Origin of the sequence: Verminephrobacter eiseniae EF01-2 (assembly GCF_000015565.1) — a bacterium.
GTDB classification, from domain to species: domain Bacteria; phylum Pseudomonadota; class Gammaproteobacteria; order Burkholderiales; family Burkholderiaceae_C; genus Acidovorax; species Acidovorax eiseniae.
On the sequence record NC_008786.1, the window covers coordinates 1255827 to 1281550 of the forward strand.

Sequence of the window (25724 nt, forward strand, 5' to 3'; positions counted from 1 at the left end):
TGCGGGCCGATGTCTTCTACCGCGCCCTGCGGGCCGATGTCCTCTACCGCGCCCTGCGGGCCGCTCAGGGGCATCCGCGTGCTCGACCTGACCGCCGTGGTGCTCGGCCCGCTGGCCACCCAGGTGCTGGCCGACTACGGCGCCGATGTGATCAAGGTCGAGCCGCCCGAGGGCGACATGATGCGCGCCAACGGCATCTCGCAAACGCCGGGCATGAGCTCGATCTTTCTGGCCATCAATCGCAACAAGCGCTCGCTGGCGCTCGACCTGAAGTCGCCCGAGGGCGTGGCCGCGCTGCGCGCGCTGATCCCGGGCGTTGACGTGCTGGTGCACAACATGCGTGTGGCCGCCGTCGAACGCCTGGGCCTGGGCTACGCGCAGGTGGCGCAGTGGAACCCGAGGGTGGTGTACTGCGCGGCCACCGGCTTCGGCCAGGACGGCCCGCACCGCGACAAGCCGGCGTTCGACGACATCATCCAGGCCGCCTGCGGTCTGGTCGGCCTGGGCGCGGCGGCCGGGCGCGATGCGCCGGACTACACGCCCAGCCTGATTGCCGACAAGACCACCGGTCTGGCGGTCTGCAACGCAGTGCTGGCGGCGCTGCTGCACCGCGAGCGCAGCGGCCAGGGGCAGTATGTCGAGGTGCCCATGCTCGAAACCATGGCCGCCTTCGTGCTGGCCGAGCACATGGGCGGAATGACCTTCCCGGGCTCGCAGGTGAAGGCCGGCTACCCGCGCCTGCTCGAAGGCGGGCGCAAGCCGGCGCGCACGCGCGACGGCTGGATCAGCATGCTGCCCTACACCACGCGCCACTGGCAGGCGTTCTTCGCCGAAGTGGGGCAGCCCGAGCTGGCCGAGCGCTACTGCATCGCCGACCGGCACCAGCGCAACACGCATGTGAAAGCGCTGTACGGCCATCTGCGCGCGCTGTCGCCGAGCAAGAGCACGGCCGAATGGATGGCGCTGTGCGAGCAACTGGATATTCCGGCAACGCCGATCTATGCGCTCGACGACCTGCCCTCGCACCCGCACCTGAAGGCGGTCGGCCTGTTCGAGCAGGCCCGGCATCCGAGCGCAGGGGCCATCTGCCAACTGCGGCCGACGGCGCGCTTTTCGGCCACGCCCACCACGGTCTATCGCCAGGCGCCCACGGTCGGGCAGCACAGCAGCGAAGTCCTGCGCGAGGCGGGGCTGGGCGAGGCAGACATCGCCCGGCTCAAAGCGTGCCGCGTCGTCACCGGCCAATGACGACCGAAGAACCGGCAGGAGCGCGCGCCATGCAAGCCAACCGGCACTCGCGCTCGGGCAGCGTGAACATCCAACGGCGCCGCTGGTTGCAACTGGCGGGCCTTGCCGGCATGCCGTCGTTCGCGCAGACCCCGGCTTTTCCGTCGCGCCCGATGCGCTTCATCGTGCCGTTCCCGCCGGGCAGCGGCACCGACATCACGGCACGACTTTTCGCCAAGAGCATCGGCGAACTGGCCGGCCAGCCGGTGACGGTGGAAAACAAGCCCGGCGGCAATGGTTTCATCGGCGTGCAGACAGCGCTGAGCGCGCCGCACGATGGCCACACGGTGTTCATCGGGAGCAATTCGACGCTCAGCACCAACGCCGCCATCTTCCGCAAACTGCCCTACGACCCGATGGCCGACTTCGCGCCGATCACGCTGTTCTCGCGCGGCGCCTGCCTGATCATCGTGCCGGCCCGGTCGGCCTACCGCACGCTCGGCCAACTGGTGGCCGACGCGCGCAAGCGCCCGGGCCAGCTCAACTACGCCAGCGGCTCGATGTCGTACCTGCTCTACTCGGAGTGGTTCAACGAACTGGCGCAGATGAAGACGACCGCCATCCACTACAAGGGCGCTGGCGAGGCGGTGAATGCAGTGCTGACGGGCGAGGTCGACTTCGCGGTGGTCGACGCCTCCGGCAGCTACGAACTGGCGCGCTCGGGCCGTGTGCGCGCGCTGGCCTTCACGGCGTCCGAGCGCTCCATCGTGCTGCCCGAGGTGCCGGCCATCGGCGAAGCCGGCTGGCCGGAGTACCTGGCGTTCAATTGGGTCGCGGCGGCCGTGTCGGCCAAGACGCCGGCGGCGGTGGTCGAGCAACTGGGCGCGCTGTTCGCGCAGGCCGGGCAGACCCGGCAGGTGCAGGCTTACTACCGCAAGCAGGGCACCGAACTGATCATGTCCTCAGCGGCCGGACTGCGCCGCTACCAGACCGACGAGATCGCGCGCTGGAAGCGGCTGATGGACATCACCGGCATCGGCTTGCAGTAGGAGATTGGCTGGTGCCGTGCAGCAGATGCATGGAAAGATTTTTTTGGGCTGAGGCACACCATTGTCGGCGTTGACGGCTTACACTGCACGCCTCGCATAGAGAAACGGCTGCCCCACGGGTGACATGTAACAGAAGGCTTGACCTTCGACCTGTTCGGCGGCCAATTTTTTTGTCTGCATGACCGTCAGTTTCGCTATTTTGATCGATGGCGGTTTTGCCAAGCGCAGACTTATCGGGGGACTCCATCGGCTCCAGGCAGATGCCATCGCCCGGCTGCCAGAGCCAGCCTTCGGCCTCTGCGCCACGCCCCCGATCTCGCGCCGGATCGGCCTTCAGGCCATGGCCTGCATACACTTGCACGCCGGGCGCGGTGCTCCACAACTGCATCGAGCGGCCGCTGATCGGCTTGATCAACAGCGCTGCCAGGCGCAAGCCGGGTGGACGGGCGGAGCGGGCAAGCCGGGCAGGGCCGGCGGAGCGGCAGATGAGGGCGCCGACGGTGCGGTTTCGTCGAGCACCAGGTAATGGTCCAGCCCGCCTGCCATGCGCCATCGATCGAAGGGCTGGGCCACTGCGTCGCCCACCCGGCGGGGTTGCCGCCAGTCCAACGGCGTGCCTTGCACATTGGCCAGCACGCCGCTGGCGGCAGATGTCGGCTGCCAGCGGCAGATAGCGGCTGGCAGGCAGTTGCAGGAAATGGCCATGGTTGCTGCCCGCGCCGGCCAGATTGCAAAACGCATGACCGGTGATGTTGACCACGGTGGGCGCGTCCAAGGCGTGGGCGCTCCAGGCCATGTGCAGGGCGTTGTCGGCGCTCAGTTGCAGGTGCAGTTGCAGATGCACCTGGCCGGGAACGCCGTCGTCTTCGGTGCGAAAGCGGTGGCCGTTCGCGAACGATTGGGAGATGGCATCAGGTGACCGGCGCCGGGTTGAACAGCACCAGCGCGTTGTGCAGCTTCCACCGCTCGGCCCAGGTCTTCTTGCGGCCACTGGCCACGTCGAGCAGCAGGTGGAACAACTCCCAGCCCAGGGTCTCGATGCTGGCCTGGCCGTCAGCGATCTTGCCGGCGTTCAGGTCCATCAGATCATGCCAACGGCGGGCCAGGTCGGAGCGCGTGGCCACTTTGACCACCGGGCATTCGGCCAGGCCATAGGGGGTGCCCCGGCCGGTGGTAAAGACATGCAGGTTCATGCCCGCAGCCAGTTGCAGCGTGCCGCAGATGAAGTCGCTGGCGGGCGTGGCCGCATAGACCAGGCCGCGCTGGTTCGGGCGCAACTTTTCGCCTGGGGCCAGCACATGCGAGATCGGGGCGGTGCCGCTCTTGATGATCGAGCCCATGGCCTTTTCGACAATGTTGGACAGGCCGCCGGCCTGGTTGCCCGGCGTGGTGTTGGCCGCGCGGTCGACATGGCCGCGCTCCAGATAGCGGTCGTACCAGCCGAGCTCGCGCACGATGGCCTCGGCCACCGCCGGCGTGGCGGCGCGGCGGGTGAGTTGCTCGACGGCATCGCGCACCTCGGTGTTTTCGCTGAACATCACCGTGGCCCCGGCACGCACCAGCAGGTCGCTGCAAAAGCCCACGGCGGGGTTGGCGGTGACGCCCGAGAATGCGTCGCTGCCGCCGCACTGCACCCCCAGCACCAGTTCGCTGGCGGGCAGGGTCTGGCGGCGGCGGGCGTTCAGGCGTTCCAGATGCGGGCGGGCGCTGTGCACGATGTGCTCGATCATGGCCACCAGGCCCGGATGGGCATCGGATTGCAGGCAGATGGTCTCGGGGCCCAGGGCCGGGTCACGCCCATCGGTGATCGGAAAACTGCCTGGGGGCAGCAAACGCTCGGGCTGCAACTTCTCGCACCCCAGGCTGACCACCATCACCTCGCCGCCAAAGTTCGGGTTCAGGCTGATGTTGCGCAGCGTGCGGATGGGGATGATGGCCTCGGGCGCGTCGATGGCCACCCCGCAGCCATGGCTGTGCTCCAGGCCGATCACATCGTCCACATGGGGGTACAGGGGCAGCAGTTCGGTCTGTATGCGGCGCACCGCCAGGGCCACCACACCGGCCACGCATTGCACGGTGGTGGTGATGGCCAGGATGTTGCGCGTGCCGACCGAGCCGTCGGCGTTGCGGTAGCCCTCGAAGGTGTAGCCGGTCAGGGGCTCGGGCGGCGGCGCGTGCCCCGTGGCCAGCGGCAGGTCTTGCAGCGCGCGGGCCAAGGGCATTCGCAGCCGGCGCTCGTGCACCCAACTGCCGGCGGCAATGGGCGCGAGTGCGTAGCCGATGGTGACGCCGTAGCGGCGCACTGCGGCCCCTTCGGCAATGTCTTGCAGCGCCAGTTTGTGCCCCTGGGGCAATGGCTCGCGCAAGGTGATGCCGGCACCCGCAACACCTTCGGGCAGCACCGTGCCTGCGGGCAGACCGCCATCGTTGGCCACGATGGCGACGTTGTCGTTGGCATGCATGCGGATGGTCAGGGCGGGCATCGGTGCAGGTCTTTCGCGTGGGTCGGGCTGGTCGCTCACTGGAGTTGCCTTTGCCTTCGGCTACGGTGGGCGCGGCGCGGTGGGCGCAGTTTCTCATGACGCCGCGCGTCGTCCACGACCGATGAATCCAGACCATCGTACCCTTCGGGCCGGGTGGCTCGGGCGAGGTCGCTGGCCGTCACCCGCAGACGGCAGCGCGCAAATGGGTCGCAGAAACCAGTCGCCCGATACTCGGCAAGGGGCAGAACATGGACGCGCCGGCGCGCTTTCACTTTCAGCGAGCGGCGTGGCAAGCTACCCGCGCTGCACCGTTGCCGGGCCGGCACACCGCTCAGACCCTGCGCGGGCAGGGTTGCAGCGCTGCCGCGATCGCGATCTGCAAGCGCGCCCGGGTCGTGCAGACTGGCTGCCCGAGGGCGCGCGAACGTCATTTCAGAAGGAATCGTCCATGTCCGCAGTCAGGTACCAAGTCCACGCAGCAGTGGCCGAGATCACGCTGGAACACCCGCCGGTGAACGCATTGACCGAAGAGATGGTGGGCCAATTGCTCGATGCCTTGCAGCGCGCCGCAGCCGACGCCGGCGTGCGTGCCGTGGTCCTTGCCAGTGCCGTGCCGCGCCGCTTTTGTGCCGGGCTCGATCTTCAGGCGCTGAACGCAGCGCCGCCGGAAAAAATCCATGCGCTGCTGGACAAACTCTACACCGCGCTGTGCGATGCGCAGTTCAGGCTTGGAAAGCCCAGCATTGCCGCAGTGGCCGGAGCGGCCCGCGGCGGCGGGATGACGCTGGCCATCTCCTGCGACATGCTCGTTGCCGGTCGCTCGGCCACGTTCGGCTATCCGGAGATCGATGTCGGCTTGCTCCCCGCAATCCACTTCACCCACCTGCCGCGCATCGTTGGTCGCCACCGGGCTTTCGATCTTTTGTTCACTGGCCGGAGCTTCGGCGCCGCCGAGGCCATGGGCCTTGGAATCGTCAGCCGCGTGGTCGATGACGATCTGGTGCTGCAGGAGGCCCGCTCCATTGCGCAACGGCTGGCCGGCAAGGCGCCGAGTGCCATGAGGATCGGGCGCATGGCATTCCTGCGCGCCATCGACAACGACACCCGTCGCGGTGTCGCCGCAGCCGTGGAAACTTTCTGCGCGATCGCCACCTCCGGGGACGGGCGCGAAGGGGTCGCTGCGTTCTGCGAAAAGCGCCAGCCAGTCTGGCCGCAACCGCAGTCGATATCGGATCCACCAGAAACCAGGGCCGACGCATGAACAGAAGAACCCTCATGGCGCTGGGCCTGACCTGCGGCGCAACTGTGCTGCCAGCCTACGCACGGGGCTACCCGGACCGGCCCGTGAAGCTCATCGTCCCCTACGCGCCAGGCGGCACGACAGACCTGCTGGCCCGCATCGTCGCCACCCGGCTGGGGGCCATTTCGAAACAGCCGTTCGTCGTGGAGAATCGGCCCGGCGCCGGTGGGGCGGTGGGCTCTGCATACGCAGCCAGGCAGCCGGCTGATGGCTACACACTGGTGATGGTGGTGGAAAGCTCTCATGCGGTGAACCCGAACGTCTACGCCAAGATGGCTTACGACCCCGTCGAGGACTTCGCGCCGATCAGCAATATTGCCGATGTGCCCAACGTGCTCGTCATCAACCCGGGTTTTCCAGCCACGGATCTGCAGGGACTGGTGCAAGCACTCAAAGCCCATCCCGGCAGGTATGCCTTCGGATCCTCCGGCAACGGCGGGCTTAGCCACATCAATGGCGAGCTGTTCGAGCATCTGACGGGCACGCAAATGCTGCATGTGCCTTACAAAGGACTGGGGCCGGCGCTGGCAGATTTGATCGCGGGGCAGGTCAGCCTGGTGTTCGACAACATTCCATCGTCCGCCGGTCTCATACAGTCGGGGCAGATCCGACCCTTGGCGGTAGCGGCCAGGCAGCGGCTCAAACTGCTGGCGCAGGTGCCGACCTATGCGCAAGCCGGACTGCCGGCAATGAACAACCCCTCGTGGTTCGGCCTGGGGGCGCCCGCAGGCACGGCGCCCAGGATTCTCGATCGGCTCAATGCCACAGTGCGCCAGGCGCTCACCGATCCCGAAGTGATCGCCGCCATCGAGAAACTGGGGGCGATTCCTGCTCCGATGTCCCGAACCGACTTCGGCAAACTCGTCGCCAGCCAGAACGAGCGCTGGAGAAAAATCATCGAGGACATCGGTTTTGAAAAACTCTGACGTTTCTTTTCTCAAGGGGCAGCATGTCAGGTGGCGATGTCGAATGATTTTGCCGCGCTCGGGGGCGTTTCGAGATCGCGCAACGCTACGACAGGATGGTCTTCGAGGGCATCGATGCTGTCGAAGACGCGCTTGCGGAAATGCTTTTTTCGCAGCCCATCCCAGAGGTGCTCCAGCGGATTGAGTTCAGGTGAATGCGGTGGCAGGAACGACAGCCGCTGCGTGATGCAAACTGCGTGGTGCAAGGCTACGCCGCACAGCCGCACAAGCAGCACGCCTGCGCAACGCTGCGGGCAACTACCGCTGAAAGCGCTTGCGCGTCAGTGCCAACGCCAGCCAGAACGCCGCCACGGTGTAGACCAGCAGCACCAGCGCATGGCGCGCCGCGTCCTGCGGCCATTGGTCCATGAACAAGGGGCGCACCAGCGCCACGGCATTGGACAGCGGCAGCCAACTGGCGGCCGCTTGCAGCATCCGGGGCAGTTGTTCCAGCGGGAAAAACACGCCGCTCAGGAACATCATCGGGGTGAGAAACAGCGTGAAGTAGTAGGTGAAAAAATCGTAGCCCTTGGCCAGCGCGTTGAACACCAGTGCGATGCAACTGAAGGTGATGCCCACGCCCAACAGGATGGGCCATGCCAGCAACAGCTTCGGTGAATGGCTGATCTGCAACGCCAGCATCACGCCAAGAATGGCGGTGACGGTAAACAGCGACTTGAAGGCGGCCCACAACATCTCGGCCAGCACGATGTCGTCCAGCCCCACGGGGGCGTTCAGGATGCTGTCCCAGGTCTTTTGCACATGCATGCGCGAGAACGCGGAGTACAGCGCCTCGAACGACGCCGCCTGCATCGCGCTCATGCAGATGGCGCCGCTGGCCAGGAACAGGATGTAGGGCACCTGCTGCGCGCCTTGCGCACCGACCACATTGACGTGCCCGACCAATGCCCCCATGCCGTAGCCAAAGGCCACCAACCACATCAGCGGCTCGGCGATGTTGCCCACCAGACTGGGAATGGCCAGTTTGCGCCAGACCAGCAGGTTGCGCTGAAACACTGGCCAAAAGCGCAGCGACAGGATGGGTGCGCGCCAGATGCCTGGTTGCAGCGTGGGTTTTGCAGGGGTGCTCAGGGTGGTCATGGCGTCATCCCGGGAAATGGGGGAAAACGATGGTTCATGCGTCCTCCCGGATTTGGCGTCCTGTCAGTTTGAGGAAAAGGTCCTCCAGATTGGCGGGCCGATGCAGGGTGTGCAGGTGGGGCTGCTCACCCAGCGCGTGCAGCAGCGCGGCGGCATGGTCGGTGTAGAAAAACACCGTCTCGCCGCTTACCTCCACGCGCGAGGCCAGGGCGCGCAAGGGGCCATCCGGCAGCGCCAGCGCGCCTATGCCATACACCTCCACCACTTCAGGCTCCAGATGCCGGGCGATCAGGTCGCGCGGCTTGCCTTCGGCGATTTTCTTGCCGTGGTCCAGCACCAGCAGGCGCGTACACAGGCGCTCGGCCTCGTCCATGAAGTGGGTGGTCAGCAAAATCGATTTGCCCTGCTGCAACAGCAATTGCAAACGCTCCCACATCAGGTGGCGGGCCTGCGGGTCCAGACCGGTGGTGGGTTCGTCCAGCAGCAACAGTTGGGGATCGTTGACCAATGCGCGTGCCAGCGAGAGCCGCCGCTTCATGCCGCCCGACAATTCGCCCGGGCGGACATCGGCTTTGTGCGACAGCGAGGCAAACTCCAGCAGCGATGGAATGCGCGCCTCGATCTGCGCGTCCCGCATGCCAAAGTAGCGGCCATACACCAGCAGGTTCTCGGCGCAACTGAAGTCCGGGTCCAGCGTGTCCATCTGGCTCACCACGCCCCACCGGGCCTTGATGGCCAAGGCATCGCGCGGCATCTGCAGGTCCATGGCGTGGATGCTGCCGCCGTCCGGCGCGGCAAGCCCCAGGCACATGCGGATGGTGGTGGTTTTGCCGGCGCCGTTGGGGCCTATGACACCCAGGCATTCGCCCGGCGCGATGTCAAAAGACAAGTCCTTGACGACATCGGCATTGGCGTAACGCTTGGACAGGTCCCGGACCTGCAACAGGGGGGAAAGAGAGGGCGTCACAGGCATGTTGCATTGTCGCGCAGTGGCGGGCATCGGAAAACGGGGCGTCGCCGCCACAGGTATTGCTGCAAAGACTGCGCGCGGCCCACAAGGCCGGGTGGAACTGGTCGTCGACAAAACCCGCACGCCGGTACCGGCGCAGCGCGCCGGCATTGCCTTGCAGCACTTGCCCCGGATGGCTGGCTCATCGGCCAAGCGCCCCGGGCTGCGGATCATGGCGCAGCGTTTGCCACAGCACGGCCAGCGCGCAGCACCATTGCAGCGCGTACATCGCCGTGCCCAGGCTGTGCCACAGGCGCAGGTCTTGCCGGGCCATGATGCGTGGCGCTACGCCGAACTGGCTCAGCAATGCCAGCAGCATGCCGCTCAGGATGAACACCATGGCTGCGTTGGCCCACGGGGGCTGTTGCGGCGCATGTCGGGGTCTGGATGCCAGCAGCAGCACCAGGCCGCAGGCCAGCGCCACCCAAGTCTGCGCAGCAAACAGCCGGGCCGCCATTTGGCCGGCCAGCGCTGGCGACGGCAACTGGGCAAACAGCAGCGGCACCACCACAGGGCCGATGGTGCTCAGGCTGCCCCACCACAGGGCTGCCACCAGGGCGGGAAGGCGTTCGAGCATGTCTCCGGGCCGTCGCGTTGCCTGCTGCTCACCGGTAGCTGACCGCCACCACTTCGTAGCGCCGGATGCCGCTGGGCGCTTGCACTTCGGCGGTGTCGCCTTCTTCCTTGCCGATCAGTGCGCGCGCGATGGGGCTGGAGATGTTGATCAGGCCCTGCTTGAGGTCGGCCTCGTCCTCGCCCACGATCTGGTAGGTCACCGTGTCGCCGGATTCTTCGTCTTCGAGTTGCACCGTGGCGCCAAAGACCACCTTGCCGCCGCCGTCGACTTCGCCCGGATCGATCACTTGCGCCACGGAGAGTTTTCCCTCGATCTCCTGGATGCGCCCTTCGACGAAGCCTTGGCGGTCTTTGGCCGCGTCGTAGTCGGCGTTTTCACTCAGGTCGCCTTGTGCGCGCGCTTCGGCGATCGCCGTGATCACGGACGGGCGCTCCACGGTCTTGAGGTGGTGCAGCTCTTGCTTGAGTTTCTCGGCGCCGCGCTTGGTAATCGGGATGGTGGTCATTCTTGTCAATCTCCATGGGTCAAGACAACAGCAGTGCCAAGACGTTTGCATCCGCGGGATGCAAAAAGCAAACCGCCGCACGGTTGCCGCGCGGCGGTATTCGGGGTCAGGCGCAGATTATGCCGCTTTTGCCGGGGCGCAGACCAGCAACTGTGCGTGCAATTGCTGCACCGAATACACGTCGAGCTGGTCCAGGTGCTGCATGCCTTCGACGGCGGCTTCGGCGCCGAAGATGGTGGTAAATGTGGTCACGCGGGCCAGCAGCGAGGAGGTGCGGATGGCGCGTGAATCGGCGATGGCATTGCGGCGCTCTTCCACCGTGTTGATTACCAGCACGATCTGGTTGTCCTTGATCATGTCCACGATATGCGGGCGGCCTTCGGTGACCTTGTGGACCACCTTGACCGGCACGCCCGCTGCTTCGATGGCCGCTGCCGTGCCCTTGGTGGCCAGCAGTTCGAAGCCGAGCGCGACCAGTTGGCCGGCGATGTCCACCGCGCGCGGCTTGTCGCTGTTCTTCACGGTGAGGAACACCTTGCCCGCAGTGGGCAGCTTGGTGCCTGCGCCGAGCTGGCTCTTGACGAAGGCTGCGCCAAAGGTCTTGCCCACGCCCATCACCTCCCCGGTGGACTTCATCTCGGGGCCGAGGATGGTGTCTACGCCGGGGAATTTGACGAACGGGAACACGGCCTCCTTGACGCTGAAGTAGGGCGGCGTGACCTCCCGGGTGATGCCCTGCGCGGCCAGCGACTGGCCGGCCATGCAGCGCGCGGCCACCTTGGCCAGCGGGATGCCCGTGGCCTTGGAGACGAAGGGCACGGTGCGCGAGGCGCGGGGGTTGACCTCCAGCACGTAGATCACGTCCTGGCCGTTCACTTCCTGGATGGCGAATTGCACGTTCATCAATCCGACCACGTTCAGGCCCTTGGCCATGGCGGCGCTCTGGCGCTTGAGTTCGTCCACCGTCGCCCCGGACAGGTAGTACGGGGGCAGCGAGCAGGCCGAGTCGCCCGAGTGCACGCCGGCTTGCTCGATATGCTCCATCACGCCGCCGATGAAGGTCTGGCCCTGGAGGTCGCGCAGGCAATCGACATCGCATTCGATGGCGTCGTTCAGGAAGCGGTCGAGCAGCACCGGCGAGTCGTTGCTCACCTTGACGGCTTCGCGCATGTAGCGCTCGAGGTCGCGCTGCTCGTGCACGATCTCCATCGCCCGGCCACCGAGCACATAGCTGGGGCGCACCACCAGCGGGTAGCCCAGGCTGGCGGCTTTTTCCAGCGCCTGGGCTTCGGTGCGGGCCGTGGCGTTGGGCGGCTGGCGCAGACCCAGGTCGCCCAGCAGTTTCTGGAAGCGTTCGCGGTCTTCGGCCGCGTCGATCATGTCGGGGCTGGTGCCGATGATGGGCACGCCTTCGGCGGCCAGGCCCAAGGCCAGTTTCAGCGGCGTCTGGCCGCCGTATTGCACGATCACGCCGTCGGGTTTTTCCTTGTCCACGATTTCGAGCATGTCTTCGAGCGTCAGCGGCTCGAAGTACAGGCGGTCGGAGATGTCGTAGTCGGTGGAGACGGTTTCCGGGTTGCAATTGACCATGATGGTCTCAAACCCATCCTCGCGCAGCGCCAGCGCGGCGTGCACGCAGCAGTAGTCGAACTCTATGCCCTGGCCGATGCGGTTCGGGCCGCCGCCGAGCACCATGATCTTTTTCTTCTGGCTCGGTTCGGCCTCGCACTCGTTCTCATAGGTCGAGTACAGGTAGGCGGTGTTGGTGGCAAATTCTGCGGCGCAGGTGTCCACGCGCTTGTACACCGGGCGCACGTTGAGTGCGTGGCGCGCTTGGCGCACGGCTTTTTCGCCGGTCTTGAGCAACTTGGCCAGGCGGCGGTCGGAAAAGCCCTTTTGCTTGAGCGCGCGCAGCGTGCCGGCAGTCAGCGCCGCCAGCGCGGCGTCGCCCTGTTCGATGGTCAGTTGGTCGAGTTCGAGCTCGATTTTCACGATCTCTTCGATCTGCGCCAGGAACCACTTGTCGATGCGGGTCAGGCCATGCACCTCATCGACCGACAGGCCCATCGCGAACGCATCGCCGACATACCAGATGCGCTCGGGGCCAGGCTCGCCCAATTCCTTTTCGAGCACTTCGCGGTCCTGGGTTTTTTCGTTCATGCCGTCCACGCCCACTTCCAGGCCGCGCAGGGCTTTCTGGAACGATTCCTGGAAACTGCGGCCCATGGCCATCACCTCGCCCACGGACTTCATCTGCGTGGTCAGGCGGCTGTCGGCGGTGGGGAATTTCTCGAACGCGAAACGCGGGATCTTGGTGACCACGTAGTCGATCGAGGGCTCGAACGATGCCGGCGTCGCGCCACCGGTGATGTCGTTGCGCAGTTCGGCCAGCGTGTAGCCGACGGCCAGTTTGGCCGCCACCTTGGCAATCGGAAAGCCCGTGGCCTTGGAGGCCAGCGCGGACGAGCGCGAGACCCGCGGGTTCATCTCGATGACGATCATGCGGCCGTCCTCGGGGTTCACCGCGAACTGCACGTTCGCGCCCCCGGTGTCGACGCCGATCTCGCGCAGCACCGCCAGCGAGGCGTTGCGCATGATCTGGTATTCCTTGTCGGTCAGCGTCTGCGCAGGCGCGACGGTGATCGAGTCGCCGGTGTGCACGCCCATCGGGTCCAGGTTCTCGATGGAGCAGATGATGATGCAGTTGTCGGCCTTGTCGCGCACCACTTCCATCTCGTATTCCTTCCAGCCGAGCAGCGATTCTTCGATCAGCAGCTCGTTGGTCGGCGAGGCTTGCAGGCCGCGCTTGCAGATGGTCTCGAACTCTTCCGGGTTGTAGGCGATGCCGCCGCCGGTGCCGCCGAGCGTGAAGCTCGGGCGGATCACGGCGGGAAAGCCCAGGTCTTTTTGCACCGCCCAGGCCTGCTCCATGCTGTGGGCTATGCCCGAGCGCGCAGAGCCCAGGCCGATCCGGGTCATCGCGTCCTTGAACTTCAGGCGGTCTTCGGCCTTGTCGATGGCCTCGGGCGTGGCGCCGATCAACTCGACCCGGTACTTGTCGAGCACGCCGTTGTGCCACAGGTCCAACGCGCAATTGAGCGCGGTCTGACCGCCCATGGTGGGCAAGATGGCGTCGGGGCGCTCTTTGGCGATGATCTTTTCGATCGTCTGCCAGGTGATGGGCTCGATATAGGTCACATCGGCCGTGGCCGGGTCGGTCATGATCGTGGCCGGGTTGCTGTTGATCAGGATGACGCGGTAGCCCTCTTCGCGCAGGGCCTTGCAGGCTTGTACGCCGGAGTAGTCGAATTCGCAGGCCTGGCCGATGATGATCGGGCCGGCGCCAATGATGAGGATCGATTCGAGGTCGGTGCGCTTGGGCATCATGCGTTCTCCATCAGCGCGGTGAAGCGGTCGAACAGGTAGGCGATATCGTGCGGGCCGGGCGAGGCCTCGGGGTGGCCCTGAAAGCAGAACGCGGGCCGGTCGGTGCGTTCCAGTCCTTGCAGCGTGCCGTCGAACAGGCTGATATGCGTGGCGCGCAGACAGGCCGGCAGCGAGTCCGGCGCCACCGCAAAGCCGTGGTTTTGGCTGGTGATGCTGACGCGGCCGGTGTCCAGGTCTTGCACCGGGTGGTTGGCGCCATGGTGGCCGTGGTCCATCTTGAAGGTCCGGGCGCCCGAGGCCAGGGCCATGATCTGGTGGCCCAGGCAGACGCCGAACATGGGCAGGCCGCTGGCGATGAGTTGCTGCGTGGCCGCGATGGCGTAGTCGCAAGGCGCCGGGTCGCCCGGGCCGTTGGACAGGAAGACCCCATCGGGCCGCAGCGCCAGCACCTGGTCGGCAGGCGTTTGTGCCGGCACCACGGTGAGCCGGCAGCCGCGCTCGGCCAACATGCGCAGAAGGGTTTTCTTCACGCCAAAGTCATAGGCCACCACATGAAACCGCGCTTGCGCGAGCTGGCCATGGCCGCTGCCGAGCCGCCACCCGGTCTGCGTCCATGGGTAGCGCGTTGCGGTGCTCACCACCCGGGCCAGGTCGCGACCGGCCATGTCGGGCGCTGCCCGGGCCAAGGCGATGGCCTCGTCGATGCGCGCTGGCGTGACCTGCTGGCCTGCGGCCAGGCCGATGATGGCGCCGTTTTGCGCGCCCCGGCTGCGCAGCAGGCGGGTCAGTTGGCGGGTGTCGACATTGGCAATGGCGACGGTCTGCCCGCGCACCAGGTATTGCGCCAGCGTGGCCGTCGCGCGAAAGTTGCTGGCCAGCGGCGGCAGGTTCTTGATGACCAGGCCGGCGGCGTGGATCTGGTCGGATTCGACGTCCTCCTCATTGACGCCGCAGTTGCCGATGTGCGGGTACGTGAATGTCACGATCTGCTGGCAGTAGCTCGGGTCGGTGAGGATTTCCTGGTAGCCGGTGATGGCGGTGTTGAACACCATTTCTGCGACCGTGGTGCCGGTGGCACCAATCGAATGGCCGACGAAGACCGTGCCGTCTGCGAGCGCCAGGATGGCGGGCGGGAAACTTCCCTGTAGAGACAAAAGCACTGGGTTCTCCGGATGGTTACGGTCGCCCGGCGCTGGCAGTCCATGTTGGCACATCCGCAGGCCTGCGCGCCCGTGCGCCTGTGCGGTGGTGACTGACTATTACTCGAATGGGTGTCGCTGGGGTTGCGATCGGGCGACGCTATTGGCGAAAAAGCCCTCGATTGTAGTTCATCGCGCGCCGTGGTAGAGCGCCACGCGCTCGACTTCATTTTTCGAGCCCAGGATCACGCTGACGCGCTCGTGCAAGTGGGTCGGCTGTATCTCCAGGATGCGTTGCCGGCCGTTGCTGGCGGCGCCGCCGGCCTGCTCGACCAGCCAGCCCATGGGGTTGGCCTCGTACAGCAGGCGCAGCTTGCCGGGCTTGTGGGGTTCGCGCCGGTCCCAGGGGTACAGGAAAACGCCGCCGCGGCTGAGGATGCGGTGCATGTCGGCCACCATGCTGGCGACCCAGCGCATGTTGAAGTCCTTGCCGCGCGGGCCGCTGCGGCCTTGCAGGCATTCGTCGATGTAGCGTTTGACGGGTGCAGCCCAGTGGCGCATGTTGCTCATGTTGATGGCGAATTCCCGGGTCTCTTCGGGGATGCGCAGGTTCTCTTGCGTCAGCACGAACGAGCCTTGTTCGCGGTCCAGCGTGAACAGCGCCACGCCAGCGCCCACGGTCAATGCCAGCATGGTCTGCGGGCCGTAGATGCAGTAGCCGGCGGCGACCTGGCGGGTGCCGGGTTGCAGGAAGTCGGTCTCTTCGACGCGGCGCTCGCCGTCGGGCTTTCTGAGCACGCTGAAGATGGTGCCGATGCTGACGTTCACGTCGATGTTGCTGGAGCCGTCCAGGGGGTCGAACAGCAGCAGGTATTCGCCTTGCGGGTAGCGGTGGGGCACCAGGTAGATGCCGTCCATTTCTTCGGACGCCATGGCCGCCAGGTGGCCGCCCCATTCGTTGGCCTCGATCAGCACCCCGTTGGCAATGATGTCGAGCTTTTTCTGCACCTCGCCCTGCACGTTCTCGCTGCCGGCCGTGCCCAGCACATCGCCCAGAGCGCCTTTGCTCACTGCGTGGCTGATGCTCTTGCAGGCGCGGGCCACCACTTCGAGCAGCAGGCGCAACTGCGCCGGTATCAGGCCGCCGGCCCGTTGTTGCTCGACGAGGTAGCGGGTCAGGCTGATGCTGGTTGCCATGGTGATGCCTCTTTATGGTGGCGCTCGATGGGCGAATGTTCGGCGCGGCGCCGCGTCGATCGCGCAGCGCCTCGATCAGTCGGCCAGCGCCCGGTTGACCACCTCGCGCACGTCGCTGGACAGTTCGGGCTTGGCGGCAACGCGGGCGATGGCTTCGCGCGCGGCGCTGCGCCAAGGCTGCGCCAGTTTCTTCCAGCGCTCCAGCGCCCGGGCCAGGCGCGCGGCCACCTGGGGGTTGAGCGCATCGAGCTCGATCACGCGCTCGCTCCAGAACACATAGCCGGCCGCGTCGGCGCGGTGGAAGGCGCTGGGGTTGGCGCAGCAGTAGCTGAAGATCACGCTGCGCGCGCGGTTCGGGTTCTTCAGGCTGAAGTCCGGGTGCTGCATCAGCTGGCGCACGGCGGACAGCCGGTTGCCGGCGCGATCGGGCGTGCCGGCCTGTAGCGCAAACCACTTGTCGATGACCAGCGGCTCGTCTTTGAACAGCGCATGAAAGCGTGCCAAGGCCGGCGCTGCCAGTTCGCTGCCGTTGGCCACCAGCGCAGACAGCGCGTTCAGGCGCTCGGTCATGTTGGCGGCCGACTTCAGGCGCTGGTAAGCCTTGCCGGGCCAGAGTGGAGCGCCCTGGTGCCGGGCGGCGCAGCACAGCATGTGCAGCGCCAGGCCGCTCAGCGCGCGGCGGCCCGCAGATGGCGCGTCCGGGCGGTAGCGGTCGCTGTCCTGGTGCTGCTCCCAGGCCCAGGCCCAGTCCGAATGCAGCGACAGCGCCAACTGTTCGTGCATGGCTTGGCGCACGGCGTGGATGCGCTGCGGGTCGACCACATCGAGTTGCTCGGCGATGTAGCTCTCCGAGGGCAGGGTCAGCACCAACTCCTTGAAGGCCGGGGCCAGCGTCGGGTGGCGCAGCACGCTGCGCATGGCCTGGATCAAATCCGCGCTCAAGACTTTATGGCCGATATGGCCGATATGGCTGCTGGCGCCGGCCTCATTTGCGCCGTCGGCTATCGCATCGATCGCGCAGCGGAGCATCAGGCGCTGGCCGGCCTCCCAGCGGTTGAAGGCGTCCGTATCGTGCTCCAGCAGCGTCAGCAACTGGTCATCGGTGGTCTCGATGTCCAGCACCACGGGCGCGCTGAAGTTGCGCAGCAGCGATGGCACGGGCGCGCTGCCCAGGCCGGTGAAGGTCAGCGTCTGCTCGGCTTCGGTGAGCACCACCAGGCGCGAGGTCGGCGCGCTCGCCGGTGCGCTGTCTGTGCTGTCTGCGCCGGCCAGGTGCAAGGGCAGGGCGGCGCCGCTGGCGCTGAGCAGGCCCAGTTCCACGGGGATCACGAAAGGCTGCTTGTCGGCCTGATCGGGCGTGGGCGCGCAGCTTTGCCTGAGCGTGAGCGTGTAGCTGCCGCTGGCCGCGTCGTAGCTGCCGCTGGCGTGCACGCAGGGCGTGCCGGCCTGGCTGTACCAGCGCTTGAACTGCGGCAGCAGCCGTGCCAGGTCGCTGGCCGGGTTGGCGTCGGCAATCGCCTGGGCGAAATCGTCGCAGGTCACGGCCTGGCCGTCGTGGCGCTCGAAGTACAGCTTCATGCCGCGCGCAAAGCCTGCGCGCCCGACCAGCGTGTGCATCATGCGCACCAGTTCGGCGCCTTTTTCGTAAATGGTGACGGTGTAGAAGTTGTTGATCTCGATGTAGCTGTCGGGCCGCACCGGGTGGGCCATGGGGCCGGCGTCTTCGGGGAACTGCGTGGTGCGCAGCACGCGCACGTCCTCGATGCGTTTGACGGCGCGGGCCGAGGGGCTGTCCGCCAGGTCTTGGCTGAACTCCTGGTCGCGAAACACCGTCAGGCCCTCTTTCAGGCTCAACTGGAACCAGTCGCGGCAGGTGACGCGGTTGCCGGTCCAGTTGTGGAAGTACTCGTGGCCGACCACGCTCTCGATGTTGGCAAAGTCGCTGTCGGTGGCCGTGGCCTCGCTGGCCAGAACATATTTGGTGTTGAAGATGTTCAGGCCCTTGTTCTCCATCGCGCCCATGTTGAAGTCGCTGGTGGCAACGATCATGAAGCGTTCCAGATCCAGCGGCAGGCCGAAGCGCGCCTCGTCCCAGGCCACGCTGTGCACCAGCGCCTGCAGTGCGTGCTCGGTCTTGTCCAGGTCGCCCGGGCGCACATAGACCTGCAGCAGATGCTCGCGGCCCGAACGACTGCGGATTTTTTGCTCGCGCGCCACCAGGTTGCCGGCAACCAGCGCGAACAGATAGCAGGGTTTTTTGTGCGGATCGACCCACTTGGCGAAGTGGCGGCCGTCTTCCAGCGCGCCGCTGGCCACCAGGTTGCCGTTGGACAGCAGCACCGGGTACAGCGCCTTGTCGGCGCGCAGCGTGACGCTGTAGCTGGCCATCACGTCGGGGCGATCGAGAAAGTAGGTGATGCGCCTGAAGCCCTCGGCCTCGCATTGGGTAAAGAAACTGCCCTGGCTCAGATACAGGCCCATCAGCTGCGTGTTCCTGGCCGGGCAGCAGGTGGTGAAAATCTCCAGCGCGAAGGGCGCCGTGCCATGTTCTTCGACGCTCGGCAGGTGGTTGAGCACCAGGCGCTGGCCTTCCATCTTGAACGAGGTGCACTGGCCGTCGAGCAGCACGCGCGCCAGGTTCAGATCCTGGCCGTCGAGCTTGAGCGGCTGCGCGGCCACGCCGGGGTTGCGGCGCAGCGTCATGCGGTTGAGCACGCGGGTCTTGTTCGGGTCCAGGTCGAAGGTCAGATCGACGCTGTCGATCCAGAAGGCCGGGGCGCTGTAGTCCTCGCGGCGGATGGTGATGGCCGGGCCTGCGCCATCTCCGTTGGCGTCTGCCTTATGCCGTTGCAACATGGATGATCTCCGGAAAATCAGTGTTCATGGGTTCGGTGCGCATCACAGGCCCTGCTTGAGCGCGGCTTCGATGAAGGCGTCGAGGTCGCCGTCGAGCACCTTCTGCGTGGCCGATATTTCGACATGGGTGCGCAGGTCCTTGATGCGGCTGTTGTCCAGCACATAGCTGCGAATCTGGTGGCCCCAGCCGACATCGGTCTTGCTGTCTTCGAGCTTTTGCTGCTCTTGCTGGCGCAAGCGCCGCTCGTGGTCGTACAGGCGCGAGCGCAGGCGCTGCCAGGCGATGTCGCGGTTGCCATGCTGGCTGCGCCCGTCCTGGCACTGCACCACGATGCCCGTGGGCAGATGCGTCAGGCGCACGGCCGAGTCGGTCTTGTTGATGTGCTGGCCGCCGGCGCCGCTGGAGCGGAAGGTGTCGGTGCGCACGTCGGCCGGGTTGATGTCGATCTGTATCGAGTCGTCGATCTCGGGGTAGACGAACAGGCTGGCAAAGCTGGTGTGGCGCCCGCCCGAGGAGTCGAACGGGCTTTTGCGCACCAGGCGGTGCACACCGGTTTCGGTGCGCAGCAAGCCATAGGCGTATTCGCCCTCGACCTTGATCGTGGCGCTCTTGAGGCCGGCCACATCGCCCGGTGTTTCTTCTTCGACCGTGGCCTTGAAGCCCTTGCGCTCGGCGTACCGCAGGTACTGGCGCAGCAGCATGCCGGCCCAGTCGCAGGCTTCGGTGCCGCCAGCGCCGGCCTGGATGTCGACAAAGCAGTTGAGCGCATCAGCCTCCTTGCTGAACATGCGGCGAAATTCCAACTGCTCGATCCCGGGCCTGAGCCGGGCGGCCTCGGCCTGTAGCGCCAACAGGCCGGCGTCATCGCCTTCCTGCTTGCTCATCTCGAACAACTCGGTGTTGTCGGCCAGTTCGCGGCCGAGCTTGTCGAGCATCGACACCACGTCGTCGAGGGATTTTTTTTCCTTGCCCAGGGCCTGGGCCTTTTTCGGGTCGTTCCAGACCGCCGGGTCTTGCAGCGCTGCGTCGACGGTTCTCAGACGCTCGAATTTGGCATCGTAGTCAAAGATACCTCCGTAATTCTTGCGTCCGCACGGCCAGGTCGGCGAGGCTGTTGCCGATGAGGTTGATATGTTCTGCGTCCATGATTCCTGTCCTGTCTGTTCGGTGAAATAACCCGTGATCATCGCATGGCCCGATCCCGCCCCCTGGCGCACAGTGCGGCCTGGCCGCAACCCGGGCCCGGGCCCGGGCCGGCATTGCCGCAGAGCAAAAATGACGGCAACCAGGGCATGAAGTACCTGCGCCCGTGCGCTGTTTTGCCAATGATCAGCCGGTCAGCGATAAAAGCCCTGATTTGCCAGCCACTGCTGAATGACATCCGCCACCTGAAGGTTGTTTTTATCCATCATCATCATGTGTGAGTTGCCTTTGATGCCGATGTCGGGTAAATCGATGACTTCCGGCTTGCCGCCCGCAGCGCGTACCTGGTCGAGAAACCCGATGCCATTGGCCCTGATTTTTGGCCAGCGGGCATCTTGCCCGATGTAATCACCGTAGAGTGTCAAAATGGCCGTGTCCCTGAGTTTGGCGGCATCGGCCATCGTCCCGCCGCCGGCGGGTTCGATCAAAACCAGGGCCTTGATTTTTTCAGGCTGCGCCTGCGCTGCCTTGAACGCAAAGGGGCCGCCTTGTGAATGGGCCAGCACGATGCACGGGCACAGCTTGTCGACCAATTGGGCATAGGCGCGCAGGATGGCGCCATCGGTGCTCGTCCAGCGCGGCACATTCTGTTTGATGAAATTGTCATAAGCCGCCACCGGAAACTGGTTGCCGGGCAGCAGCCGCATTTTGCCTGCATCCTCGTCATAGGAACCGGCGCCGGCGCCAATGCGAAAACGCTCGAAAGGCCCCGGCTTCGTCGGAAAAACGGGCTCGCCCGCAAAAATATCGGGATACATGGCCCAGCCGGACCGGCCCCGCTCCACCGCATCGGAGTTGTAAACCGTCCAGCCCTGGCGGATGAAGTAATTGAGCCAACCTTCACGGCCATCGGGCGTGGTTTCATAAGTCACCCCCGTCAAACCGCCGCCATGCCACATCAGCAATGGCAATCGTCCGCGTCGCCGTGCCGGAACGAAATACTGCACATACATTTGTTCCACCTGATGGATGCCATTCGGGTCGACCTTGGCCGGCACTCCGCCTGCCGTAAAAACAATCTCGCCGACCGGTTTGCCACTGATGCTGACTTCACGCCCGCCAATATGAAACGACCCCATCTCCTGCAACGCCAATGGTGCCTGGGCGCAGCCGGTCAGTAATGAAACGAGACCCGCCGCGACAAAACATGTCGTAAATAAGTGATTCTTCATGGTGCCCCATGTATCGTCAAAGACCGGCACGGAAATAAATCGGCCGGCCAGTATATTGCAAAAATGGAGCGCAGACGGGCCGCAGGGGCCGGGCGCTCCGGTTTTGAAAACCGGAACCTGCCGGGCTATGGCCGGGCGGCGTGCGCTTCGTTCAGGAACCGCTCGATGCACTGCGCCACTTGCGCGGGCTGGTCGTGGTGCAGCATATGGCCGGCGTCCTGCACCACGGCGGTACGGCAGTCGCGCACATGGGTCAGGCGCTGGTGGTATTCGTCGAGCCGGTACCGGCCGTTCCACCACTGGCCCAGGCTGTCGGAGCCGGCCTCGATGGCCAGCACCGGGGCGGTGATCTGCGCGTACAGGGCCAGGGCCTCATCCACCCGGAAAAGCTGGGCGCTGGCCACCTTGTGGGCCGGGTCGCCCAAAATCTCCCACTGCCCCTGCGCATTCGGGCGCGCCCAGTGCTGCGCCAGCCATTGCGCCTTGTCCTGCGCCAGCCGGGGGTTGGTTTTCATCAGGCGTCGCGCCACGTCGGCGGCGCTGGCGTAGCGCTTGAGTGTCTTGTCGCCCTGGTGCAATTGCTTGATCTCGGCGATCCATTGGGCGTAGCGCGCCGGGGCTTGCGCAGGCTGCGTGGCCGGCAGGCCGAAGCCTTCCAGGTTGACCAGCCGGCGCACGCGCTCGGGCCGCACCCCGGCGTACATCATCGCCACGTTGCCGCCCATGCTGTGTCCCACCAGGTCGACGGCCTGGCCTGGGGCATGGTGGTCGAGCAGCAGGTCCAGGTCGGCCAGGTAATCGGCAAAGAAGTAGTGATCGGCCTGCGCACAGCCGCTCAGCCCGAAGCCGCGCCAGTCGGGCGCGATGATGCGCCGCTCCTGCTGCAGGGCGTCGACCGTGAACTGGTAGGAGGCGCTCACGTCCATCCAGCCGTGCAGCAGCACCAGCGGGGGCAGGGCGCTTTCCTCGGGGCCCCAGTGGCGGACATGGTAGTTCAGGCGGCGCAGCACCAGCGTGCTGCTGCGCGAGGGTTTGAGGGCTTGGTACATGGATGGGGCGGTGTTCGGTACTGCGCCAATGGTATGTCGGCAGGCGGTGGTTGCCGATCGGCCGCCGGTGATCGGGCGACCCGTCACGGACCCCAAGACACAGTCCCCAAGGTTCAGCACGCCGGTTTCACCACACCGGTTGCGCCGACCCCGGCGGCGCGGCCGGTCTGCCCCACGCCATCGTCGCGTGGCCGACCGTCACCGGGCCTTGCAGGCGCTGCGCCTTGCCCCGGAAGGTGGTTTCCATCGTTGGCGCCAGGCCGGCAGCGCCGACCGAGGCCACCGCCAGATCGGTGACGGCCAACACGGACGGCAGGCTGCCGCTGCCGACGAAGTGCACATGCGCCAACGCGGCCTCGCGGCCTTGGGCGGCGCGCCAGATTTCGCGCAGAAAGCCGCGCACGCTGGTGTCGCGTCAAGAAGATGGCGGACGGTTTACTGGAACGCCACCTCGGCGAAGCTGCGCAGTTTGCGGCTGTGCAGGCGGTCTACGCCGCCGCTGCGCAGGATGTCGATGGCGCGCATGCCGATGCGCAGGTGCTGGTCCACGCGCTCGCGGTAGAAGTGGTTGGCCATGCCGGGCAGCTTGATTTCGCCGTGCAGCGGCTTGTCGCTCACGCACAGCAAGGTGCCGTAGGGCACGCGAAAGCGAAAGCCGTTGGCGGCGATGGTGGCGCTTTCCATGTCCAGCGCCACGGCGCGGCTTTGGCTGAAGCGGCGCTGCGGGGTGTTGTCGGGCAGCAGTTCCCAGTTGCGGTTGTCGGTGCTGGCCACGGTGCCGGTGCGCATCACGCGCTTGAGGTCGGCGCCACCGATTTGCGTGATGTCGGCCACGGCTTGTTGCAGGGCCAGTTGGATCTCGGCCAGGGCGGGAATGGGCACCCACAGCGGCAGTTCTTCGTCGAGCACATGGTCTTCACGCACATAGGCGTGGGCGAGCACATAGTCGCCCAGTTGCTGGCTGTTGCGCAGGCCGGCGCAGTGGCCGAGCATCATCCAGGCATGTGGCCGCAGCACGGCGATATGGTCGGTGATGGTCTTGGCATTGGCCGGGCCTACGCCGATGTTGACCATGGTGATGCCGCTGGCATCTTCGCGCACCAGGTGGTAGGCCGGCATTTGCGGCAGGCGCGGCGGCGCGATGCCCGGTGCGGCGCCGGCTTCGGCGGGCAGGCCGGCGCGGCGCGTGACCAGGTTGCCCGGTTCGATGAAGGCCAGGTATTGGCTGTCGGCGCGCGCCATTTCGGCATGGCCCAGGCGTATGAATTCGTCGATGTAGAACTGGTAGTTGGTGAACAGCACGAAGTTCTGGAACCATTCGGGGGCCGTGCCGGTGTAGTGGCGCAGGCGGTGCAGCGAATAGTCCACGCGCGGCGCGGTGAACAGCGCCAGCGGCTGCGCCTCGCCGGGGGCGGCCTGCCAGGTGCCGTTGGCAATGCCGTCGTCCATCGCGGCCAGGTCCGGCAGGTCGAAGATGTCACGCATCAGCATCCGGCGCTCGGGCGTCAGCGTGCCGTCGATGTGGTCGTGCTCGGCAAACGAGAAATGGATCGGAATCGGATGGTTGCCGGTGCCCACCTCCAGTTCCACGCCGTGGTTGGCGCGCAGCAGGCGAAACTGTTCCGCGTAGTAGCGGGCGAACAGGTCGGGCCGGGTCAGCGTGGTTTCATAGCGCCCCGGGCCTTCGACGAAGCCATAGGCCAGCTTGCTGTCGGCACGGGCCACGGTGGTGGTGTGCATGCGCACGAACGGGTAGAAGGCGCGCACCGCGCCGGTGGGCGTTGCGCCGGCGACGAAACGCTGCATGGCGGCACGCAGGTGGTCGATCTGTTGCTGGTAGATGCGCTGCACCTGGGCCAGCGCGTCGGCCGGGTCGGTGTGGCGCGTGGGGGCGATGAAGTCCGGAATGAGGGGCATGCCGCCATTGTCCACAAGCTGCGGGGGAGGCTGTGGCGCGCGGCCCGATAATCGGGCCATGAGTTCCCAAGAAAACCCTGCCGGCACCGATTTCAGCGCGCTGGCGCTCAGCCCGGCAATGCTGTCGAACCTGCAGCGGCTGGGCTACCGGCAGATGACGCCGATACAGGCGGCCTGCCTGCCGGCGGCCTTGGCGGGCCAGGACCTGATCGCCCAGGCGCGCACCGGCAGCGGCAAGACGGCGGCCTTTGCGTTGGCCCTGCTGGCCAAGCTCGACCCACGGCGTTTGGCGCTGCAGGCCCTGGTGCTGTGCCCCACGCGCGAGTTGGCCGAGCAGGTGGGCAGTGAAATCCGCCGCCTGGCCCGGGCCGAAGAAAACACCAGGCTCGTGACCCTGTGCGGCGGCGTGCCGCTGCGCGGCCAGATGCTCAGCCTCGCGCATGGCGCGCATATCGTGGTCGGCACGCCCGGCCGCGTGCTCGACCACTTGCAGCGCCAGCAACTGAGCCTGGCGGCGCTGAACACGCTGGTGCTCGACGAGGCGGACCGCATGCTCGACATGGGGTTTTTCGACGCCATCGCCACGCTGGCGCGCCAGTGCCCTGGCGCGCGCCAAACGCTGCTGTTTTCGGCCACCTACCCCGAAGGCGTTGCCAAGATAGGCGCGCAGTTCATGCGTGCGCCGGTGCAGATCACGGCGCAGGCGCGCCATGCCGAAGGCAAGATCGAGCAGCGCTGGTATGAGCTCGGCCAGAGCCAGCGCCTGCCTGCGGTGGCGCAGTTGCTCGGGCATTTCCGCCCCGAGTCGGCGATCGCGTTTTGCAACACCAGGCAGCAATGCCGCGACCTGCTGGCCGTGCTGCAGGCGCAGGGCTTTGGCGCTCTGGCCCTGTATGGCGAGCTCGAGCAGCGCGAGCGCGACCAGGTGCTGGTGCAGTTTGCCAGCCGCAGTTGCTCGGTGCTGGTGGCCACCGACGTGGCCGCGCGCGGGCTGGACATTGCCCACCTGGCGGCGGTGATCAATGTGGCCGTCAGCCCGGACCCGCAGGTGCATGTCCACCGTATCGGCCGCACCGGCCGGGGCGATGCCACAGGCTTGGCGCTGAACCTGGCAAGCCTGGACGAAATGGGCGCGGTGGGCAAGATTGAGCAGTTGCAGGGCTGCGCATCGCGCTGGTTTCCGCTGACCGGGCTGACCCCCACGGGCGCTGGCCCGCTGCTGCCGCCAATGGTCACGATACAAATCCTCGGCGGGCGCAAGCAGAAGATTCGCGCCGGCGACCTGCTCGGTGCGCTGACCGGCGAGCTCGGCTTTCGCCGCGAGCAGATCGGCAAGATCGACGTGAACGATTTTTCGACCTATGTGGCCGTCGAGCGCGCCATTGGCGCCCAGGCCGCGCAGCGCCTGAACCAGGGCCGGGTCAAGGGCCGGGCGGTGAAGGCGCGGCTGGTGGCGGGTTGAGCGGGGGGGCGGCGAGTCGGCGGGCGCTAGTGTCGCGTCACCGATCATCTGTCGGTCTGCGCTGGCCATCGAAGTGCATCGCGGCGTTGCATCGCTTGCCAATACGCTCGGTATTGGCTGCGCGA

At 66.2% G+C, this 25724-nt stretch carries 22 protein-coding genes and 1 pseudogene; 5 read left to right on the plus strand and 18 right to left on the minus strand.

Annotated features, from left to right (window positions below; genetic code table 11):
- Positions 1-9: 9 nt before the first annotated feature.
- Together VEIS_RS05575 and VEIS_RS05580 are read left to right on the plus strand one after the other, a co-directional pair.
- On the plus strand, positions 10-1248 hold the full coding sequence (locus VEIS_RS05575) for a CaiB/BaiF CoA transferase family protein (RefSeq protein WP_408644598.1): 1239 nt from the start codon (positions 10-12) through the stop codon (positions 1246-1248).
- Between the two features lie 29 nt (positions 1249-1277).
- The gene (locus VEIS_RS05580) at positions 1278-2276 is read left to right on the plus strand and encodes a Bug family tripartite tricarboxylate transporter substrate binding protein (protein WP_011808919.1); all 999 of its coding nucleotides are present in this window, start codon (positions 1278-1280) and stop codon (positions 2274-2276) included.
- Here VEIS_RS05580 and VEIS_RS30280 read toward each other — a convergent pair.
- The 4 genes and pseudogenes from VEIS_RS30280 to garD form a co-directional block, all read right to left on the minus strand.
- The gene (locus tag VEIS_RS30280; RefSeq protein WP_232287993.1) at positions 2254-2691 is read right to left on the minus strand and encodes a hypothetical protein; all 438 of its coding nucleotides are present in this window, start codon (positions 2689-2691) and stop codon (positions 2254-2256) included. The genes VEIS_RS05580 and VEIS_RS30280 overlap by 23 nt on opposite strands.
- Positions 2688-2981, minus strand: a complete 294-nt coding sequence (locus VEIS_RS30285; protein WP_232287994.1) for a hypothetical protein — start codon at positions 2979-2981, stop codon at positions 2688-2690. Before VEIS_RS30285 ends, VEIS_RS30280 begins: the two co-directional genes overlap by 4 nt.
- Before the next feature lie 10 nt (positions 2982-2991).
- Positions 2992-3267 (minus strand): annotated as a pseudogene (locus VEIS_RS31305) (hypothetical protein); the annotation flags it as partial.
- The gene (gene garD, locus VEIS_RS05590; RefSeq protein ID WP_011808921.1) at positions 3188-4759 is read right to left on the minus strand and encodes a galactarate dehydratase; all 1572 of its coding nucleotides are present in this window, start codon (positions 4757-4759) and stop codon (positions 3188-3190) included. The pseudogene VEIS_RS31305 and the gene garD, both read right to left, overlap by 80 nt.
- 448 nt (positions 4760-5207) lie before the next feature.
- Between garD and VEIS_RS05595 the strand changes: the two genes are divergently transcribed.
- Complete coding sequence (locus VEIS_RS05595) at positions 5208-6020, plus strand: enoyl-CoA hydratase/isomerase family protein (protein ID WP_011808923.1); 813 nt, start codon at positions 5208-5210, stop codon at positions 6018-6020.
- A gap of 14 nt (positions 6021-6034) precedes the next feature.
- Entirely contained in the window at positions 6035-6985 is a 951-nt protein-coding gene (locus VEIS_RS05600; RefSeq protein ID WP_157048699.1) for a Bug family tripartite tricarboxylate transporter substrate binding protein, read from the plus strand.
- A 26-nt stretch (positions 6986-7011) separates the two neighbouring features.
- On the opposite strand, the gene VEIS_RS31480 is transcribed toward VEIS_RS05600, so the two are convergent.
- The 14 genes from VEIS_RS31480 to VEIS_RS05670 all read right to left on the minus strand — a co-directional run bounded on the left by VEIS_RS31480 (position 7012) and on the right by VEIS_RS05670 (position 24137).
- Positions 7012-7230 (minus strand): transposase, encoded by a 219-nt coding sequence (locus tag VEIS_RS31480; RefSeq protein WP_198137959.1) that lies wholly within the window; start codon positions 7228-7230, stop codon positions 7012-7014.
- A 52-nt stretch (positions 7231-7282) separates the two neighbouring features.
- Positions 7283-8125 carry an ABC transporter permease gene (locus tag VEIS_RS05610; protein WP_011808926.1) on the minus strand — a complete coding sequence of 281 codons (843 nt, stop codon included), beginning with the start codon at positions 8123-8125 and terminating at the stop codon, positions 7283-7285.
- 34 nt (positions 8126-8159) lie between these two features.
- Positions 8160-9098, minus strand: a complete 939-nt coding sequence (locus tag VEIS_RS05615; protein WP_011808927.1) for an ATP-binding cassette domain-containing protein — start codon at positions 9096-9098, stop codon at positions 8160-8162.
- 178 nt (positions 9099-9276) lie between these two features.
- Complete coding sequence (locus tag VEIS_RS05620; protein ID WP_011808928.1) at positions 9277-9711, minus strand: DUF4149 domain-containing protein; 435 nt, start codon at positions 9709-9711, stop codon at positions 9277-9279.
- Between the two features lie 28 nt (positions 9712-9739).
- On the minus strand, positions 9740-10216 hold the full coding sequence (gene greA / locus VEIS_RS05625; RefSeq protein ID WP_011808929.1) for a transcription elongation factor GreA: 477 nt from the start codon (positions 10214-10216) through the stop codon (positions 9740-9742).
- Between the two features lie 117 nt (positions 10217-10333).
- The gene (gene carB / locus VEIS_RS05630) at positions 10334-13600 is read right to left on the minus strand and encodes a carbamoyl-phosphate synthase large subunit (protein ID WP_041950571.1); all 3267 of its coding nucleotides are present in this window, start codon (positions 13598-13600) and stop codon (positions 10334-10336) included.
- Entirely contained in the window at positions 13600-14763 is a 1164-nt protein-coding gene (gene carA / locus VEIS_RS05635; protein WP_011808931.1) for a glutamine-hydrolyzing carbamoyl-phosphate synthase small subunit, read from the minus strand. Before carA ends, carB begins: the two co-directional genes overlap by 1 nt.
- Before the next feature lie 168 nt (positions 14764-14931).
- Positions 14932-15939: a class 1 fructose-bisphosphatase gene (locus VEIS_RS05640; RefSeq protein ID WP_011808932.1), complete on the minus strand. Its 1008-nt coding sequence runs from the start codon at positions 15937-15939 to the stop codon at positions 14932-14934.
- Between the two features lie 75 nt (positions 15940-16014).
- Positions 16015-18795, minus strand: coding sequence for an aminopeptidase N (gene pepN / locus VEIS_RS05645; protein ID WP_011808933.1), 2781 nt, complete (start codon positions 18793-18795; stop codon positions 16015-16017).
- A gap of 42 nt (positions 18796-18837) precedes the next feature.
- A protein-coding gene (prfB, locus tag VEIS_RS05650; protein WP_157048411.1) for a peptide chain release factor 2 occupies positions 18838-19942 on the minus strand; the annotation gives its coding sequence in 2 pieces (ribosomal slippage) (positions 18838-19860 and positions 19862-19942; 1104 coding nt in all).
- Positions 19943-20133: 191 nt separating this feature from the next.
- Positions 20134-21171, minus strand: coding sequence for an alpha/beta fold hydrolase (locus tag VEIS_RS05655; protein WP_011808935.1), 1038 nt, complete (start codon positions 21169-21171; stop codon positions 20134-20136).
- A 125-nt stretch (positions 21172-21296) separates the two neighbouring features.
- A complete protein-coding gene (locus VEIS_RS05660) occupies positions 21297-22220 on the minus strand; it encodes an alpha/beta fold hydrolase (protein ID WP_011808936.1) in 924 nt (307 codons plus the stop codon).
- Positions 22221-22347: 127 nt separating this feature from the next.
- Positions 22348-22623 carry a hypothetical protein gene (locus VEIS_RS05665; RefSeq protein WP_011808937.1) on the minus strand — a complete coding sequence of 92 codons (276 nt, stop codon included), beginning with the start codon at positions 22621-22623 and terminating at the stop codon, positions 22348-22350.
- 32 nt (positions 22624-22655) lie between these two features.
- Positions 22656-24137, minus strand: coding sequence for an AMP nucleosidase (locus VEIS_RS05670; protein WP_011808938.1), 1482 nt, complete (start codon positions 24135-24137; stop codon positions 22656-22658).
- A 58-nt stretch (positions 24138-24195) separates the two neighbouring features.
- Between VEIS_RS05670 and dbpA the strand changes: the two genes are divergently transcribed.
- Positions 24196-25599 (plus strand): ATP-dependent RNA helicase DbpA, encoded by a 1404-nt coding sequence (gene dbpA / locus VEIS_RS05675; protein WP_011808939.1) that lies wholly within the window; start codon positions 24196-24198, stop codon positions 25597-25599.
- Positions 25600-25724: the final 125 nt, after the last annotated feature.

Excerpts from the sequence above, each read along its gene's own strand:
- VEIS_RS05575 (WP_408644598.1), top strand. The coding sequence starts at position 10 with ATGTCTTCTACCGCGCCCTGCGGGCCGATGTCCTCTACCGCGCCCTGC.
- VEIS_RS05580 (WP_011808919.1), top strand. The coding sequence starts at position 1,278 with ATGCAAGCCAACCGGCACTCGCGCTCGGGCAGCGTGAACATCCAACGG.
- VEIS_RS30285 (WP_232287994.1), bottom strand. The coding sequence starts at position 2,981 with ATGGCCATTTCCTGCAACTGCCTGCCAGCCGCTATCTGCCGCTGGCAG.
- garD (WP_011808921.1), bottom strand. The coding sequence starts at position 4,759 with ATGCCCGCCCTGACCATCCGCATGCATGCCAACGACAACGTCGCCATC.
- VEIS_RS05595 (WP_011808923.1), top strand. The coding sequence starts at position 5,208 with ATGTCCGCAGTCAGGTACCAAGTCCACGCAGCAGTGGCCGAGATCACG.
- VEIS_RS05600 (WP_157048699.1), top strand. The coding sequence starts at position 6,035 with ATGGCGCTGGGCCTGACCTGCGGCGCAACTGTGCTGCCAGCCTACGCA.
- VEIS_RS05610 (WP_011808926.1), bottom strand. The coding sequence starts at position 8,125 with ATGACCACCCTGAGCACCCCTGCAAAACCCACGCTGCAACCAGGCATC.
- VEIS_RS05615 (WP_011808927.1), bottom strand. The coding sequence starts at position 9,098 with ATGCCTGTGACGCCCTCTCTTTCCCCCCTGTTGCAGGTCCGGGACCTG.
- VEIS_RS05620 (WP_011808928.1), bottom strand. The coding sequence starts at position 9,711 with ATGCTCGAACGCCTTCCCGCCCTGGTGGCAGCCCTGTGGTGGGGCAGC.
- greA (WP_011808929.1), bottom strand. The coding sequence starts at position 10,216 with ATGACCACCATCCCGATTACCAAGCGCGGCGCCGAGAAACTCAAGCAA.
- carB (WP_041950571.1), bottom strand. The coding sequence starts at position 13,600 with ATGCCCAAGCGCACCGACCTCGAATCGATCCTCATCATTGGCGCCGGC.
- VEIS_RS05640 (WP_011808932.1), bottom strand. The coding sequence starts at position 15,939 with ATGGCAACCAGCATCAGCCTGACCCGCTACCTCGTCGAGCAACAACGG.
- pepN (WP_011808933.1), bottom strand. The coding sequence starts at position 18,795 with ATGTTGCAACGGCATAAGGCAGACGCCAACGGAGATGGCGCAGGCCCG.
- VEIS_RS05655 (WP_011808935.1), bottom strand. The coding sequence starts at position 21,171 with ATGAAGAATCACTTATTTACGACATGTTTTGTCGCGGCGGGTCTCGTT.
- VEIS_RS05660 (WP_011808936.1), bottom strand. The coding sequence starts at position 22,220 with ATGTACCAAGCCCTCAAACCCTCGCGCAGCAGCACGCTGGTGCTGCGC.
- VEIS_RS05670 (WP_011808938.1), bottom strand. The coding sequence starts at position 24,137 with ATGCCCCTCATTCCGGACTTCATCGCCCCCACGCGCCACACCGACCCG.
- dbpA (WP_011808939.1), top strand. The coding sequence starts at position 24,196 with ATGAGTTCCCAAGAAAACCCTGCCGGCACCGATTTCAGCGCGCTGGCG.